Raw genomic sequence first — 15,719 nt, forward strand, 5'->3', positions numbered from 1 at the left:
ACAACGACGTGCGATTTCCGAACCAACGTTTGGCGCAACTTTTCGACCTGTTGCAAAACGAGACGCTGCCGCAGGACGAGCTGGCGCAGCGGCTGTCGGTCTCCACGCGAACCGTCCGTGCGGACATCACCGCCCTGAACGCGCTGCTGGCCAGCCACGGCGCGCAGTTCATCCTGAGCCGGGGCAACGGCTACCAGCTCAAAATTGAGGATGCCGAGCGCTATCAGCAGCTTCAGGCATCCCACCCGCGCGCGCTGCGTATCCCGCGGACCGGGCCGGAGCGCGTGCATTATCTGGTGGTGCGTTTTCTGACCTCGGCGTTTTCTCTTAAGCTGGAGGATCTGGCGGACGAATGGTTCGTCAGCCGCGCCACGCTGCAAAGCGATATGGCGGAGGTGCGCGAGTGGTTTCATCGCTACAACCTGACGCTGGAAACCCGTCCGCGCCATGGGATGAAGCTGTTTGGCAGCGAGATGTCGACCCGCGCCTGCCTGACCGATCTGCTCTGGGAGCTGGCGCAGCAGGACAGCCTGAACCCGCTGGTAACCGACGTGGCGCTGAATGCGGGCGTGGCGGAGCAGATGGTGCCGGTGCTGCACGACGCCTTGACCCGTCACCACATTCGCCTGACCGATGAAGGCGAGCTGTTCCTGCGCCTGTACTGCGCGGTGTCGGTACGTCGCATCAGCGAAGGTTACCCGCTGCCGGAATTCCATGCCGAAGACGTGGAAGAGAACGTGCGCGAGGCGGCGAAGGATATCGCGGTGACCCTCCAGCAGCTGGCGGGCAAGGCACTTTCGCCGTCGGAGGAGAGCTGGCTGTGCGTGCACATTGCGGCTCGGCAGATTCAGGAGATCGCGCCCAGCGCCATTAACGCTGACGACGACGAGGCGCTGGTCAACTACATCCTGCGCTATATCAACACTCACTATAACTACAACCTGCTCAGCGACGCGCAACTGCACGCGGACCTGCTCACGCACATCAAAACCATGATCACCCGCGTGCGGTATCAAATCATGATCCCCAATCCGCTGCTGGATAACATCAAGCAGCACTACACGATGGCGTGGGACATGACGCTGGCGGCGGTGTCGAGCTGGGGCAAATACACGCCGTATGTGATCAGCGAAAACGAAATTGGCTTCCTGGTGCTGCATATTGGCGTCGGGCTTGAGCGCCACTACAACATCGGCTACCAGCGTCAGCCGCGCGTGCTGCTGGTATGCGACGCCGGTAATGCCATGGTGCGCATGATTGAGGCGGTACTGCAGCGTAAATACCCGCAGATTGAGGTGACGCGCACGCTCACCCTGCGCGAGTACGAGCTGGCGGAAACCATTAGCGAAGACTTTGTGATCGCGACCGCCCGCGTCAGCGAAAAGTCGAAACCGGTGGTGATGATCGCCCCGTTCCCGACCGACTACCAGTTAGAGCAGATTGGCAAACTGGTGCTTGTGGACCGCACCCGCCCGTGGATGCTGGATAAATACTTCGACGCGGCCCATTTCCGCATTATCGACAAGCCGATCGATCAGCAGACGCTCTTCCGCGAGCTGTGTGAACAGCTTGAAGCAGAGGGCTTTGTCGGCGCGGAGTTTCTGGATTCGGTTGTTGAACGTGAAGCTATTGTCAGCACCATGCTCGGCGACGGCATCGCGCTGCCGCACTCCCTCGGCCTGCTGGCGCAGAAAACGGTGGTCTATACCGTGCTCGCCCCGCACGGCGTGCAGTGGGGCGACGAAACCGCGCACGTTATCTTCCTGCTCGCCATCAGCAAAAGCGAGTACGAAGAGGCGATGGCGATTTACGATATCTTCGTCACCTTCCTGCGCGAGCGGGCCATTTCACGGCTCTGTAGCTGCGAGGATTTCGCCGGGTTTAAGGCGGTGGCGATTGAGAGTTTGAGTCGTTTTTGAGATAAGGGCGGATGGATAACATCCGCCTTTGATCAACGCAGATGATGCACAACCTGGTTGCTGCTGCCTCGCCAGATGAGTGCCGGGTCTTTTAAATCCTGCACGAACTTGCCGTCGACCAGCACGTTAATCAGATCCACGACTTCCATCTGCTGCGCATTCAGTTCATCCAGCTTGTAGCCCGTCCAGACCCAGATATCTTTTCCCGGACACTCTGCGCGAATGCGCTCCACCAGCTTCAACATATCCGGCACGTTTTGCGGGTGCAGGGGATCGCCGCCGGAGAGCGAAATCCCCTGGCGTTTGATGCGCGTGTCGTTCAGGTCGTTGATGATTTTATCTTCCATCTCCGCGGTGAACGGCATGCCGGAATTGAGTCGCCAGGTGCTTTTGTTGTAGCAGCCGGGGCATTCGTGGACGCAGCCTGAAACAAACAGGGTGCAGCGGGTGCCGGGGCCGTTGACGATGTCGACGGGGTAGTACTGGTGATAGTTCATCGCGAATAACCACGCCGGGTGGCGCTGCGCTTACCCGGCCTACAAAAGAGAGCGGTCCGTAGGCCCGGTAAGCGCAGCGCCACCGGGCATTAACGTGGCAGAGGATTAACCGATCTGCCCATTTCCCAGATGCTTCACGCGGCGCTTCACTTCTTCCTGTTTGCCAGCGTTAAACGGACGGGCGTCCGGGCTGCCGAGATAGCCGCATACGCGACGGGTCACGGAGACGCGAGCCGCATCGTGGTTGCCGCATTTCGGGCAGGTGAAGCCTTTACTGGTACATTCAAACTCACCGGTGAAGCCGCACTCGTAACACTCATCAATTGGCGTGTTGGTCCCGTAATACGGCACGTGCTGATAGCTATAGTCCCACACGTCCTCCAGCGCCTTCAGGTTGTGCTGAATGTTCGGGTACTCGCCGTAGCAGATGAAGCCGCCGCTGGCGATCGGCGGATAGGCCGCTTCGAAGTCGATCTTGTCGTACGGGTTCACCTTTTTCTCGACGTCGAGGTGGAAGCTGTTGGTGTAGTACCCTTTATCGGTCACACCTTCCACAATCCCGAACTCGGCGGTGTCCAGGCGGCAGAAGCGGTCGCACAGGTTCTCGCTTGGGGTGCTGTACAGGCTGAAACCGTAGCCGGTTTCCTCTTTCCACTGGTCTACCGCGTCGCGCAGGCGCTGAACGATGGCGATGCCTTTCTCACGCAGGGCTTCGCTGTCGTACATGTGCGTGTCGCCAAACAGGGCGTTGATGGTCTCGTGAATGCCGATGTAGCCCAGCGAAATCGACGCGCGGCCGTTTTTGAAGATCTCGGATACGTCATCGTCCGCCTTCAGGCGCACGCCGCAGGCCCCTTCCATATAGAGGATCGGCGCCACGCGGGCTTTGACCCCTTCGAGGCGCGCAATGCGGGTCATCAGCGCCTTACGCGCCAGCTGCAGGCGCTCATCCAGCAGTTTCCAGAATTCAGCTTCATTACCTTTGGCCTCCAGCGCGATGCGCGGCAGGTTGAGGCTGATCACGCCCAGGTTGTTACGCCCGTCGTGGATCTGCTCGCCGTTTTCATCCTCGTACACGCCGAGGAAGCTACGGCAGCCCATTGGCGTTTTAAACGAACCGGTGACTTTGACGACCTGATCGTAGTTCAGGATGTCCGGGTACATGCGCTTGCTCGCGCACTCCAGCGCCAGCTGTTTGATGTCGTAGTTCGGGTCACCAAACTTGTGGTTCAGGCCGTCGCGAATCGCGAACACCAGTTTCGGGAAGACGGCGGTTTTGCGGTTTTTACCAAGGCCAGAAATACGGTTGCGCAGAATGGACTGCTGGATCAGGCGCGATTCCCAGCTGGTGCCCAGGCCAAAACCGAAGGTTACAAACGGCGTCTGGCCGTTGGCGGTGTGCAGCGTGTTCACCTCATATTCCAGCGACTGGAAGGCGTCGTAGCACTCTTTCTCGGTACGGGAATGCGCATAGCCGTCCGCGTCCGGAATCTGCCACTCTTCGGCGGTTTTACGGTGCTTATTGAAGCTCGCCGTCACGAACGGGGCCAGCACTTCGTCAATGCGGTTAATGGTGGTGCCGCCGTAAATATGGCTGGCGACCTGGGCAATAATCTGCGCCGTGACCGCGGTAGCCGTGGAGATCGACTTAGGCGGTTCAATCTCCGCGTTACCCATTTTAAAGCCGTGGGTCAGCATGCCTTTCAGATCGATCAGCATGCAGTTGAACATCGGGAAGAATGGCGAATAGTCGAGATCGTGGTAGTGGATCTCGCCGCGCTCGTGCGCCGAGACCACGTCGCGCGGCAGCAGATGCTGGCGGGCATAGTGTTTGGCAACGATACCGGCCAGCAGGTCGCGCTGGGTGGGGATCACTTTACTGTCTTTGTTGGCGTTTTCATTGAGCAGCGCAGAGTTGGTCTGCTCCACCAGGCCACGGATCTCCTGGTTCAGGCGGCCGCGCTTCTCGCGCTGGACGTCTCGATCGTGGCGGTACTCAATGTAGGCGCGCGCCAGCTGCTTGTAAGGTCCTGCCATGAGCTGGTTCTCAACCGCGGTCTGGATCTCGTTGATATCGACCTGGCTGCGTTCAGTCATCTGGCTGCTAACGACTTCTGCGACGGTGGCGCAGTAATCTGCGTCATCGACTCCCGCTGCTTTAGCTGCACGCAGAATGGCTTCCTGGATGCGCTCTGATTTAAACGGCACTTTACAGCCATCACGTTTCATCACATGCGGTGTCATGATCACTCCATTTTTAAAAACAGGTTATCCACAGAGGTGGAGAAGTATTCACCGGACGCATTTCCCGCCAGGCCAATGACTTCCCGCGTTCCCAGCTCGTGTTATCCACAATTCCGGCCAGCGTAAGCGCCGTCTTGTTGTTGGAATAGTAGACGATAAATACAAGATGTTGGGTCGGCGTGCATTTTAAGTGCTACATATAGTGATTTGCATCAAACATGTTTGCGATTTATTTGATGCAGAACAAAGTAAAAAGACGAGAGTACAAACGACGGGCGCTTCAGCGATTGTAAAGCCGGGCGAGAAAAATCTGATTAATTATTCAACAAAAACAAGCGCTCAGCACGGTGTGTGCTAAGCGCTGTTCATTTAACTCCCCCCGCAGACCCAGCTCAGTCCCGCCTGCAAAAAGGCTGCGGTTGCGATACTGCCCAGCACCACCGGGATGAGAAAGGAGCGTTCAGGAGCATCGTCCTGTTTTTGTGGTTCTTCAGCACTCAGCGCGGACATCGCCTCTTCCCGGGTGTGCGCCGCCAGCAGTCGCTCACGCACCCGATCTTCCGTCAATAAACAGGTCAGCGTCGTCAGCAGCTGCATATGGGTACTCCCTGCTTCCGCGGGCGGAATGGCGAGCAGGAAAACCATTCTCACCTCTTCGTCACCATCCAGCCCGGGCCAGCGTATCGGGTCGTCAAAGAGCGCCAGACAAAACGCCGCCTGCTGCACCGCCTCGGTTTTACCGTGCGGGACGGCGAGCGCTTCACCCAGCGCGGTAGGACCTTCACTTTCGCGTTGTAACACGCTCTGGATGAACGTTTCTTCATCACTGATGATTTTTTGCCTGGCGAGCGGTTCGGCGAGCCAGCGTATTAGCGCTTCAGGCGAACGGTGCGGCGGGTTGATAAAAACCAGATCGGGATGCGTCAATGCAAGCAGCTTCATATTAAGCCTCCATTAAAAAATCGCAGGTCGCGAAAGGGGGAATAGCCGTTACCGGCTGCACCGGCTCTTCCAGATAGTTGATCTGACGAAACCCCTCCAGGCTTGCCGGGACGGGAACGGGCTCCGTGCCGGCGTTAAACACGCGAACGACCGTACCCTGCGACTGCTGCGCATGGGGCAAGGCAGAGAGGATGAGCGGCTCCGGCAGGTACAATAATGAGAATTCTGCCGGAAGCCTGCGGTCGGGCAGACGCAACGAAAAGCGCTCAAGACGGTGATCGAGCGTGTGCAGCGTTTGCCGTTGATAGGTGAAGGGCTGTCCCGCTGTCTGATTTTCCAGCTGGCGAAGCGTGAGATGATCGGCGCTATCGGCCAGCGCGACGGTGAAGGAGAAGCGCAACGGTTTCAGCAACTGGGCATCGGGGGTCTCGACCACCGTATTATTGATGCCGGATGCCCGGCCCGGTCGCCAGTCGAGATCGCTGCGTCCCAGCACGCCCGTTGATTTAAACAGCGTCAGGGCAATCGCAGCCGGTGCGTCGCCGATTATCTGAAACTCCTTCATGCCGCGGCTATTCACCACCAGCGCTTTGCCCGCTTCCGCAACTGCAATGATTCCCTCGCTGGTTTCGATATCCACGGGCATTTCGCGATAGTGTTCCTGCCACTCTTCAGCGTGACACCCCGTTTCGCGCTCGATTATCGCGAAGGGCTGCGAGGCGATTGCGTGGCGGGTGTGAATATCGCTGTTAATCAGCAAACGTAGCCGGTGATCGCAGTGGCTGTTTTCCAGCGAGCTGTCCACATACAGGTTCGGATCGTGATCGCGTAATTCACACGCCAGACGAAGGGATAACGGCGTTCGGGCATTTTCCTGACGGTCTGCGAGATCCGGCGGAAGATGCAGGGTGGCTTCCACGATCAGCTTTTCGACAAGCGGCGTTTTCAGGCAGTCGACGAGCGTGAACTGGTCGCTCCGCGTCGGCGTGTCGCCCGCAAGCGGTGAGAAATCGTAGCTGTCGCCCGCATCCGCGCAGTCTTCGAGAGTAAAGAAAGAGGGAATGCATCTGCCGCTGCGTTTGTCGTGCAGGGTGAGCGTTCCGGCGTCCAGCGTTAATCGATAATGCGCATTCTCTATCTCGCTGCCCTTTGTCTGTTCCTGCTGCTGGAAAGGCGCCGGGTCATCGTTAACGTTAACGCTGAGATAGCCGACCGGCGGCAGAACCGGTGTCTTCACAGCAACGTGCCAGCGATAATAGGGAGGAAGGGGCGTTTCACATTCGCCTTCAGCGCTAAGGGAGATCGCCGTTCCGCCGGGCAGAATGTCTCTTTTCAGGACGTCGAAAGAGATGGGCTGCCCCTGATATGTCAGGGCGATATTATCAGCACGGCTATACAGGGTGGTTATCACTACGCGCTGCGTTGGGGTGCCCAGCGGGTTGAAAATCAGCAGGTCATTTTCCTGAGCGCAGGCGGCGGCCAGGGTTTTTACCACCAGGTTCCACAGGCTGTGGCACAGCTGTTCGGTTTGCTCCAGCCGATGCAGTATGTCGCGGTTGGTGGTATCGCTATTACAGCCGCCGATAGAGTCGTGGGCATGGCTTCGCAACAGCTTCTTCCAGAGCGTATCGACCACAGAGAGGTTGACCGCAATCCCCTGATGGCGAGCCATAGCGATTGTCGGCTCCAGCTGCCGCAGGATGAACTGCTCCACCTCATCATTTTTCTTTTTTATGTCGTAGCGCACGGAGCCGATCGTTTTATGGATGCGGGTGTAGCGCGGCGATTTCAGCTCCCCTTCCCAGCCTTCAAACTGTTCACGCTGCGCGCGCAGAATGTCGACGTAGCGCTCCAGCGAACTGATAACGTATCGATCCCCATCGGGAGAGCGTGCGCTGGCGACCTGCAGAATTTCCGGCAGCGCCGGGTCGATGCAGACCTGATCGCCGCCGCAGGGGAGGAGCAGGTCGTTTATCCCGGCCCGTGAACGCAGGAGATTGACCATCGGGAAGATTTTTCCCTGCAGATGGCTCGCGTCTGAACGCATGTTTTTAGCTGCGCCATAACCGAATGCCATCGCGCAGGCGATAACGGTCGCCCCAGACGGCGCGCGCCAGAGGAACTGGCTGCTTTTCGCTTGTCTGTCGTGATCGATGCCGCGCCAGAAGACGATATTGTCGATATTGCAGCCCTGCAAAATGGTGGGCATCTGAGCATTGTGGCCAAAGGTGTCCGGAAGGTACCCGACCTGCATAGCATGCCCCAGCGCGCGGGCGGCGAAAATGCCATACTTGAGATTGCGAATAATGGATTCGCCATGCACGTTGTAGGTGTCCGTCTGGGTATACCATGGCCCCACAAAGATTCTTTTCTCTTTGACGAGGGTTTCCAGCCTGGCGCGATAATCGGGATTGATGGCGAGAAAGTCCTCCACTACCGCCATCTGTCCGTCAAGGTGATAGCAGCTGTAAGCGGGCTCCAGCTCCAGCGTGTCGATGACATCCGCAAAGTTATAGGATGCCAGCACCATGCTGTCCTGACGGGTGAAATACCACTCCTGATCCCAGTGCGTATGGGCAATGACGTGGATCTGATTCATGACGTTCCCCTTACCTGGCGTTCTTTGGGCTGACATAGAGCACGCCCAGGGCGCAAATCAGTGCGCCAATAAAGACGCTCGCCAGGTAGCCCACCACATTGGTTGCCAGCGGCCAGCCCCAGATGGCAGGCAGAGGCAGCGTCTGCTTCACGCCAAGTGCAATGGCGATTAGCGCGCCGGCAACGGCACCGGTCATGAACACCGGGATCAGACGTGGGTTTTTCAGGATGAACGGGATCGCGCCTTCGGAGATCCCAATCACGCCCAGCAGCAACGAGGTACTCCCGACGGTTTTCTCTTCCCGGCTGAAGACATCCGGTAGTCCAAAGCGGCCGTTGAGAAACGCCGCAAAGCCGACGCCAATAGAGGGGATCACGATGGAGAGTTCGCGGGCGGTGAGATCAAACGTTTCGCTCATGCCATTCAGGCCGAGCGCGACCGAGCCTGCCGCCTTGTTGACCGGACCGCCCAGGTCGAACGCGGTGCCCGCGGCGATCATCGCGGAATAGAATCCGCGCCCGGTGTCACCTGCCGAGGTAAAAAAGACCACCATCAGCTGGTTAAGCGAGCCAAAAATCGGGTTGATCAGGTATTCCATGACCATCACCAGCGTAATGCCGGTGATCAGCGGGACGATCAGCATGGTCTTAATGGTGGTGAGCTGCTGGCGGACGTGAATGGAATCATTCAGCCAGCGCACCAGATAGCCTACAAAGAAGCCGATGCCAATCGCGCCAAAGAAGCCGGACGGCATAAAGCCGTCGATATCGAAGAAGCGCTTGTAGACCTCGTCTGACATGATGCCGCCGATAAGCCCGGGGATCAGCGCCGGTTTGCCGGCAATGGAAAATGCCAGATACATAGCGAAAACCGGATACATGAACTTGATGGTCATAAAGCCCACTTTATCCAGCACGCTGAACGGCGAATGTTCGATGTTAATAAACTGGCCGGTAATTTTAGCCGTCGCCATCATCAGCCCGCCCATGACCACCACCGGCAGCATATAGCTGATGGCTGCCATGATATGGCCGATAAAAATCTGGTAAGCCGAACGCTGAAGATCGTCTTCATGTACGACAGTGGTGATGCTTTTTTCCATGGCCAGCGCCTGACGCAGATAGCGATCGGTATGCTTGATCAGCTCTTGCGTACGGGTCTGAAGGTGAGGAATGTTTTCAAAGCGCTCGGCATCCTGAATGGGGACGTCGGTTGCCAGAATAATGGCCGTGGCGGAGGCGATGTCCTGCTTCGTTAAGCGGTTTTTAACGCCGTCGCTGCCCTGCGTTTCGACCTTAACCTCAATATTGTGCGCTTTAGCCCATGCAATAATTTTATTCGCCGCCATAAAGGTGTGCGCAATGCCCGTCGGGCAGGCTGTTACCGCGACAACTTTTTGTTTCGTCATTGTCATAATTCCCTGGATGTGAAAACAGGGAAAGTATAAAGAGAACCTAAACCGGTTTTTAATGTTTGCTAATACTAATTACGTATCGTGATACGCGTAAATGCAATGTGTGAAGCGTCTTCCAGAGACTATTTTCCCGTTGTGTTAATATCATGCCGGGATTAAACAGGGCGTAATTTATGAATTCATTCCAGGGAAGTGAACGTTTGATATTTGAATACATTCAGCATCACGCATGTAATATTTCTAATATATCGGCAAAAGAGATTGCCCGTGATACCTTTACGACGACAACTTCCGTTAATCGTGTGTGTAAAAAAATGGGCTATAAAAGTTATACCGAGCTTCGGTATCGTTTTTTGCGCGATCATTTTACACCCGCACCCGTAGAGCCTGACGTAGGGCCGCAGGCGGACGATATTGTGGCGGAGGTGTCCGGGTTGCTTACCCATTCCAGCCATATCTATCTGTACGCACGGGGAGCCTCGCTCACCAGCCTCAATTACCTGTCGCGCTTTTTATCGCTGGCGAGCCTGCCGCACCTTATTTTGAATGACATGCACCAGCTGACACGGGTATCGAAGGGGACGCTGGTGCTGATCAGTAAATCCGGGGAGACGCAGTCGCTGATTGAAATGGCGCGTAACGCGTTGCGCAAAGGGTTAAAGATTATTGCGATTACCCGCGAGGGATCGACACTGGCGGCGATCTCATCGCTATGCTGGCCGTTACCGATCGACATTAACGCGGTATCGCTGTATCAGCGGGAAGGGCAGCTTGAACTGTTAAGCGCCGTGGACCGTATCGGCTGCAGGCTGCTGCAGCACGATACGGTGTAGTCAGACCGTCAGAGTTGCTTCACTATCCCCAGACGTACGGCATAATCATTTTCATGACTGCCATCGGCAGTGATGTAGGTTTTATCCAGTGAAACCAGCTCGACGTAAGGCGTCCAGCCATCGTCGAGCTTGTAGTTGAACGCAACGGTATGCTCCCAGTAGGTGTCATCCCCGGTTCCCTGATCGACATCATCCTGCCAGCGGAAGCGCGGGTTGTAGGACATACCGAATTTGCCAATGTTATACGCGAACCAAATGTCGAACTGGTGTGACTGGCGGCGGGTGTAGCCGCTGCCGTCTACTTCTTTGTCGCTGTGTGCGTCATTGACGGTGTTATATCGGTAACGGGCGGAGAGGTTCAGACCGTTATCGAACGCTTTCCAGCCCTGAATGAAGGGGCGGTAATGGGTATTGCTGGCGGTGAAAACCGTCACCATGCCAGGCGCAACGGCGAAGCCATTACCCAGATCGAAGCGCCAGCGCGTTTCAATCTCCTGTGCTGCTTCCGTTAACCCTTTGTCATCGGGATTATATCGGTCGGTATCACCAAAAAAGGTATCGTTGTGGTTTTGTGCGGCTTCAACGGAGAAGTAAAAACCGTTATTTGCCTGATGCATGACCTTAATACGTGAATCATTTACGTCTGAGCGCGTATTATGACCAAATCGAAGGTCGACGGATGTATTTCCGCACCATCCCTGCGTGCTTAATAATAATGCGCTAATACACGTTGCTTTAATAATTGTCTTTTTCATCATATCCTGCCGAGGTTATTTAATTGGCAGGGCTATTTTTATTTTGGGCACAGCGTGATGTAAAAGTTATCGTCGTACATTTAGCGTATCGCTAAACCTAAAAAAGGAGATACAGCATGCTGTATCTCCTGGTATTTATTCCTGCACCCACCAGATGGCTTCAAACGGGCGCAATAGCCGCGCATTGGGGCGGGAGGGAACGTCATCATAGTTGCCGAGAGCGACCCGCCAGGCGCCCTGTACCGGGTCCGGCTGCCACTGCTGGCGTTCCCGGCTCAGGTTCGCCACCACCATCAGCGTCTGCCCCTGCCACTGGCGGCGATAGCACCACAGGGAAGGGTGTTCCGGCAGGAGATCCTCATAATCTCCCCACGTCAGCACCGGGAGGGTTTTGCGCAGGCGAATCAGCGACTGATAGGTGTAGAACACCGAATCCGCATCGTCCAGCGCCGCGCGGGCGTTCACGGTTTCGTAGTTATCGCAGACGCCAATCCACGGCTCGCCCTCGGTAAAGCCCGCATTGTGCGACGCGTCCCACTGCATTGGGGTTCGCCCGTTGTCGCGGGACTTGCTCGCCAGAATCGCCAGTAATTCATCCGGCTCGCGGCCGCTGGCGCGCAATTCGGCGAACATGTTCAGACTTTCCACGTCGCGGTAATCGGTGATGCGGCTGAAGTGCGGGTTGGTCATGCCAAGCTCTTCACCCTGATAGATATACGGCGTGCCCTGCATCCCGTGCAGCACCATGCCGAGCATTTTCGCGGCGTGAATCCGGTATTCTCCTTCGTCACCGAAGCGCGACACGATGCGCGGCTGGTCGTGGTTACACCAGAACAGTGCATTCCAGGCTTTGTTGTGCATCCCCTGCTGCCAGTGGCGGAAGAGGGTTTTCAGCGCCACGAAGTCCGGCTTCGCCAGCGTCCACTTTTCGCCGCCGGGGTAATCCACCTTCAGATGATGGAAGTTAAAGGTCATCGACAGCTCGCGCCCGTCGAGAGACGCATACTGCTGGCAGTTCTCCAGCGAGGTCGAGGACATCTCGCCCACCGTCATCAGATTACGCGGCGTAAAGACGTCGCGGCTCATCTCCTGGAGATATTCATGAATGCGCGGCCCGTCGGTATAGAAGCGGCGACCGTCGCCGATGTTGTCGTCCGGGAAATCCTGATCTTTTGAAATCAGGTTAATGACGTCCAGACGCAGGCCGTCGACGCCGCGATCGGCCCAGAACTCGCACACCTTTTTCAGTTCGGCGCGCACGGCCGGATTCTCCCAGTTGAGGTCCGCCTGCTCCGGGGCGAAGAGGTGCAGATAATACTGCTCGCTCTCGGCGTGCCAGCGCCAGGCGTTGCCGCCAAACTTGGAGCGCCAGTTGTTGGGCAACTGCTCCGGCGAGCCGTCTCGCCAGATGTAGAACTGGCGGTACGGGCTCGCTTTGTTCAGCGACTCGCGGAACCAGGCGTGCTGCGTGGAGGTGTGGTTAAACACCATGTCCAGCACGATGCGAATGCCGCGCGCGTGCGCCTCAGCGACCAGCTCGTCGAAATCATCCAGCGTGCCGTAGGCCGGATCGATGGCGGTGTAGTTCGCCACGTCGTAGCCGTTGTCCACCTGCGGAGAGATATAAAACGGCGTCAGCCAGATGGCGTCAATGCCGAGGGTTTTCAGATAGTCCAGACGCTGCGTCACGCCGCGTAAATCGCCGGTGCCGCTGCCGGTGGTGTCCTGGAAGCTCTTTGGGTAAATCTGGTAGATGACGCCGTTCTGCCACCAGTGAGGAAGGGTATTCATAATGCGTTCCTGCAAATGCGAAGGGGCGCAACTGCGCCCCGAAAGATGAAGTTAAACAATCTGCAGCGAGCCCTGACGGAACTTACGCTGGTAAACCACGGTGGTGAGCGCCATTGGGACGATAATGGCGATGGCCATTGCCAGGGCAAACACCTGCCAGTAAGCGGGCTGGATGGAGAGGATGCCCGGCAGGCCGCCGACGCCAATCCCGTTCGCCATCACGCCGTTCAGTCCACACACCAGGCCTGCCAGACCGGAACCGATCATCGCGCAGAGCATCGGGAAGCGGTATTTCAGGTTGATACCGTACATTGCCGGTTCGGTGACGCCGAGGTAGGCGGAGATGGCCGCCGGAACGGAGATCTCGCGTTCGTTGTGCTTGCGGCTGACGATAATGATGCCGGTCACCGCGGACGCCTGAGCAATGTTCGACAGGGCGATAATCGGCCAGACCGGCGTGCCGCCGAGGCTCTGGATCATCTGCATATCAATCGCCAGCGTGGTCTGGTGCACGCCGGTGATCACCAGCGGGGCGTACAGGAAGCCAAACAGCGCGGCGCCAATCGGGGCGAAGCTGCCGGTCATCAGGTGACGCACCGCGAAGGCCACGCCGTCGCCAATCATGCGGCCAAACGGACCGATAAAGGCATGCGCCAGGAACACCGCCAGAATCAGCGAGCACACCGGCACCACCACCAGATAAAGGTAATCCGGCACGATGCGTTTCAGTCGGGTTTCAATAAAGCCCAGCGCCAGGCCCGCCAGCAGGGCCGGAATGACCTGCGCCTGATAGCCCACTTTGGCGATGCTAAACAGGCCGAAGTTCCACACCTCTGGCACCTGTTGACCAAGTAAGTAAGCGTTCATTAACTGCGGAGAGACCAGCGTGACGCCCAGCACGATACCCAGAATCGGGGTACCGCCCATCTTGCGCACCGCGGACCAGCAAATCCCGACCGGCAGATAGAAGAAGATCGCTTCGCCAATCAGCCACAGGAAGTCGTACACGGTTTTCAGCGCCGGGTACATCTGCGCCAGGGTCTTGCCGTCGCTCATCGGCACGTCGCCGATGACGTTACGGAAGCCTAAAATCAGGCCTCCGCTGATCAGCGCCGGCAGCAGCGGGAAGAAGATCTCCGCGAAGTGGGAAATCAGCTGCTCGTGCCACTTCATATTCTGGCGCGCAGCCTTCTTGGCCTGCTCTTTATCCGCCGCGCTGTGCCCGGTGGTCGCCAGCAGAGCCTGATAGTAATCGCCCACTTCGGTACCAATCACCACCTGGAACTGACCGGCGTTGGTGAAGCAGCCTTTTACCATGGAAAGCTCTTCAATCGCCTTCGGGTTCGCTTTGGCCGGATCGTTCAGCACGAAGCGCAGGCGGGTAATGCAATGGCTAACGGTTGCGATGTTTTCGCGGCCGCCGACCAGGACGATCAGCTGATCAATATCTGCTTGTTTGACTTTACTCATCATGAAACCTCATGACAGATGGTGAGGGGGTGTAATGACCTGAGCGCAAGCCTACTCCTTCAGCGTGACGGCGAAAATGGGAACGTTCCCGAAATCGGGCGAAGATCACAATAAACCGATTGGTGGGGGTTATGAAAGGTGGGCAGGAATAACGATCTGACGCGGCTCTGCGCGCCCGTTGATCTGCTCGATCAGCTGCGCGGCGGCCTGTCTGCCGGACTCAGCGTAGCCCGGATCGACGGTGATGATCTCCGGGTGCAAAAACTTCATCAGCGGCGTGCTGCCGACGCTCGCCACCTGCAGACTGTCGATACGCTGCTCCTGCAGATATTTACTCGCGCCCAGCGCCAGCGTATCCGTGGCGCACACCAGCGCGGTGGTCTGCGGCGTCAGGACGCTGGCGACCTGCTCGTAGCCCTGCTTCATGCCCAGCCCCGGCAGGGAGGCCACGGCGGAGAGGTTGTGCTTTTTGCAAAACGTCAGATAGGCCTCATGGCGCCGCTTGCCGGTGGTAACGTCCGCGTGCGGTACGCCGAGGAAGCTGATGTGGCGATGACCTTCGTCAAACAGGCGCTGCATCAGGGTGATAATCGCGCCCTCGTCGTCATAGCAGACGGAGGCAAAACCGTGGGCATCGCGCGCCAGCAGCACCAGCGACGGCTGCCAGGGTTTCAGCATCTCGTCTTTAATGCCGGTAAAGCCGAACAGCACCACGCCGTCAATGTTGCGCCGCTGGAGCATCCCCAGATGCTCTTCTACCAGCTGGGGCGAGAACTGGCTCTCCATCATGATCGGGTCATATCCCTGTTCGTAGAAGGCGGGCAGCATGGTCTGCACGGCGAGGTTTTCAGACAGAGAATCCAGACGCGAGACAATGATGGCGACCACTTTGTCACTTTGCCCGCGCATGGCGCGCGCGGAGCGGGAAGGGGAAAAGCCGTGCTGATTCATGACCGCCTCAACGCGCTCGCGGGTGCGTTCGCTGACGCCGCTTTCGTTGTTCAGCACGCGTGAGACGGTCGATTTCCCCACGCCGCTTAAACGCGCGATGTCTTTAATCGTAAGGCGGTTCTGCATGCTGTATTCCCTGTAACAACGACAATGTAATGAATTGAGCCTAATGCTATAGCGCGATTTCGCTATGGGCTAAATCTGGTTTACGTTCGGTTTATTTGCAGGGGGGTATAATACCGCCCGAATCATCAAAAAGGGTACGCTTAAATCCTTATACTGCGCGGCGACACCCTACTTTTTA

At 57.3% G+C, this 15,719-nt stretch carries 11 protein-coding genes; 2 read left to right on the top strand and 9 right to left on the bottom strand.

Going from position 1 to position 15,719, the window contains the following annotated elements; genetic code table 11:
- Positions 1 to 8 precede the first annotated feature (8 nt).
- A complete protein-coding gene (locus L362_RS02330; RefSeq protein ID WP_023345318.1) occupies positions 9 to 1,919 on the top strand; it encodes a BglG family transcription antiterminator in 1,911 nt (636 codons plus the stop codon).
- A 32-nt stretch (positions 1,920 to 1,951) separates the two neighbouring features.
- Here the strand turns inward: L362_RS02330 and nrdG are convergent, their stop codons facing one another.
- The 5 genes from nrdG to L362_RS02305 all read right to left on the bottom strand — a co-directional run bounded on the left by nrdG (position 1,952) and on the right by L362_RS02305 (position 9,609).
- The gene (gene nrdG / locus L362_RS02325; protein WP_023293423.1) at positions 1,952 to 2,416 is read right to left on the bottom strand and encodes an anaerobic ribonucleoside-triphosphate reductase-activating protein; all 465 of its coding nucleotides are present in this window, start codon (positions 2,414 to 2,416) and stop codon (positions 1,952 to 1,954) included.
- 105 nt (positions 2,417 to 2,521) lie between these two features.
- Complete coding sequence (gene nrdD / locus L362_RS02320) at positions 2,522 to 4,660, bottom strand: anaerobic ribonucleoside-triphosphate reductase (RefSeq protein WP_023293422.1); 2,139 nt, start codon at positions 4,658 to 4,660, stop codon at positions 2,522 to 2,524.
- A gap of 369 nt (positions 4,661 to 5,029) precedes the next feature.
- Positions 5,030 to 5,602, bottom strand: coding sequence for a fructose PTS transporter subunit IIA (locus tag L362_RS02315; protein WP_023345319.1), 573 nt, complete (start codon positions 5,600 to 5,602; stop codon positions 5,030 to 5,032).
- A 1-nt stretch (position 5,603) separates the two neighbouring features.
- Complete coding sequence (locus tag L362_RS02310) at positions 5,604 to 8,201, bottom strand: glycoside hydrolase family 38 N-terminal domain-containing protein (RefSeq protein WP_023345320.1); 2,598 nt, start codon at positions 8,199 to 8,201, stop codon at positions 5,604 to 5,606.
- 10 nt (positions 8,202 to 8,211) lie between these two features.
- Positions 8,212 to 9,609 carry a PTS fructose transporter subunit IIC gene (locus tag L362_RS02305; protein ID WP_071787691.1) on the bottom strand — a complete coding sequence of 466 codons (1,398 nt, stop codon included), beginning with the start codon at positions 9,607 to 9,609 and terminating at the stop codon, positions 8,212 to 8,214.
- 179 nt (positions 9,610 to 9,788) lie between these two features.
- Here L362_RS02305 and L362_RS02300 point away from each other — a divergent pair, with 179 nt between their 5' ends.
- A complete protein-coding gene (locus L362_RS02300) occupies positions 9,789 to 10,448 on the top strand; it encodes a MurR/RpiR family transcriptional regulator (RefSeq protein ID WP_023293418.1) in 660 nt (219 codons plus the stop codon).
- An 8-nt stretch (positions 10,449 to 10,456) separates the two neighbouring features.
- Here L362_RS02300 and L362_RS02295 read toward each other — a convergent pair whose 3' ends face one another.
- From L362_RS02295 to treR, 4 genes are all read right to left on the bottom strand, one after another.
- Positions 10,457 to 11,203 (bottom strand): oligogalacturonate-specific porin KdgM family protein, encoded by a 747-nt coding sequence (locus L362_RS02295; protein WP_023293417.1) that lies wholly within the window; start codon positions 11,201 to 11,203, stop codon positions 10,457 to 10,459.
- A 135-nt stretch (positions 11,204 to 11,338) separates the two neighbouring features.
- Positions 11,339 to 12,994, bottom strand: coding sequence for an alpha,alpha-phosphotrehalase (gene treC / locus L362_RS02290; protein WP_023345322.1), 1,656 nt, complete (start codon positions 12,992 to 12,994; stop codon positions 11,339 to 11,341).
- A 51-nt stretch (positions 12,995 to 13,045) separates the two neighbouring features.
- Entirely contained in the window at positions 13,046 to 14,464 is a 1,419-nt protein-coding gene (gene treB / locus L362_RS02285) for a PTS trehalose transporter subunit IIBC (protein WP_008501395.1), read from the bottom strand.
- 129 nt (positions 14,465 to 14,593) lie between these two features.
- Positions 14,594 to 15,541 (bottom strand): trehalose operon repressor TreR, encoded by a 948-nt coding sequence (treR, locus tag L362_RS02280; RefSeq protein WP_023345323.1) that lies wholly within the window; start codon positions 15,539 to 15,541, stop codon positions 14,594 to 14,596.
- Positions 15,542 to 15,719 lie beyond the last annotated feature (178 nt).

The organism is Enterobacter sp. MGH 16, assembly GCF_000493175.1.
Lineage (GTDB): Bacteria > Pseudomonadota > Gammaproteobacteria > Enterobacterales > Enterobacteriaceae > Enterobacter > Enterobacter roggenkampii.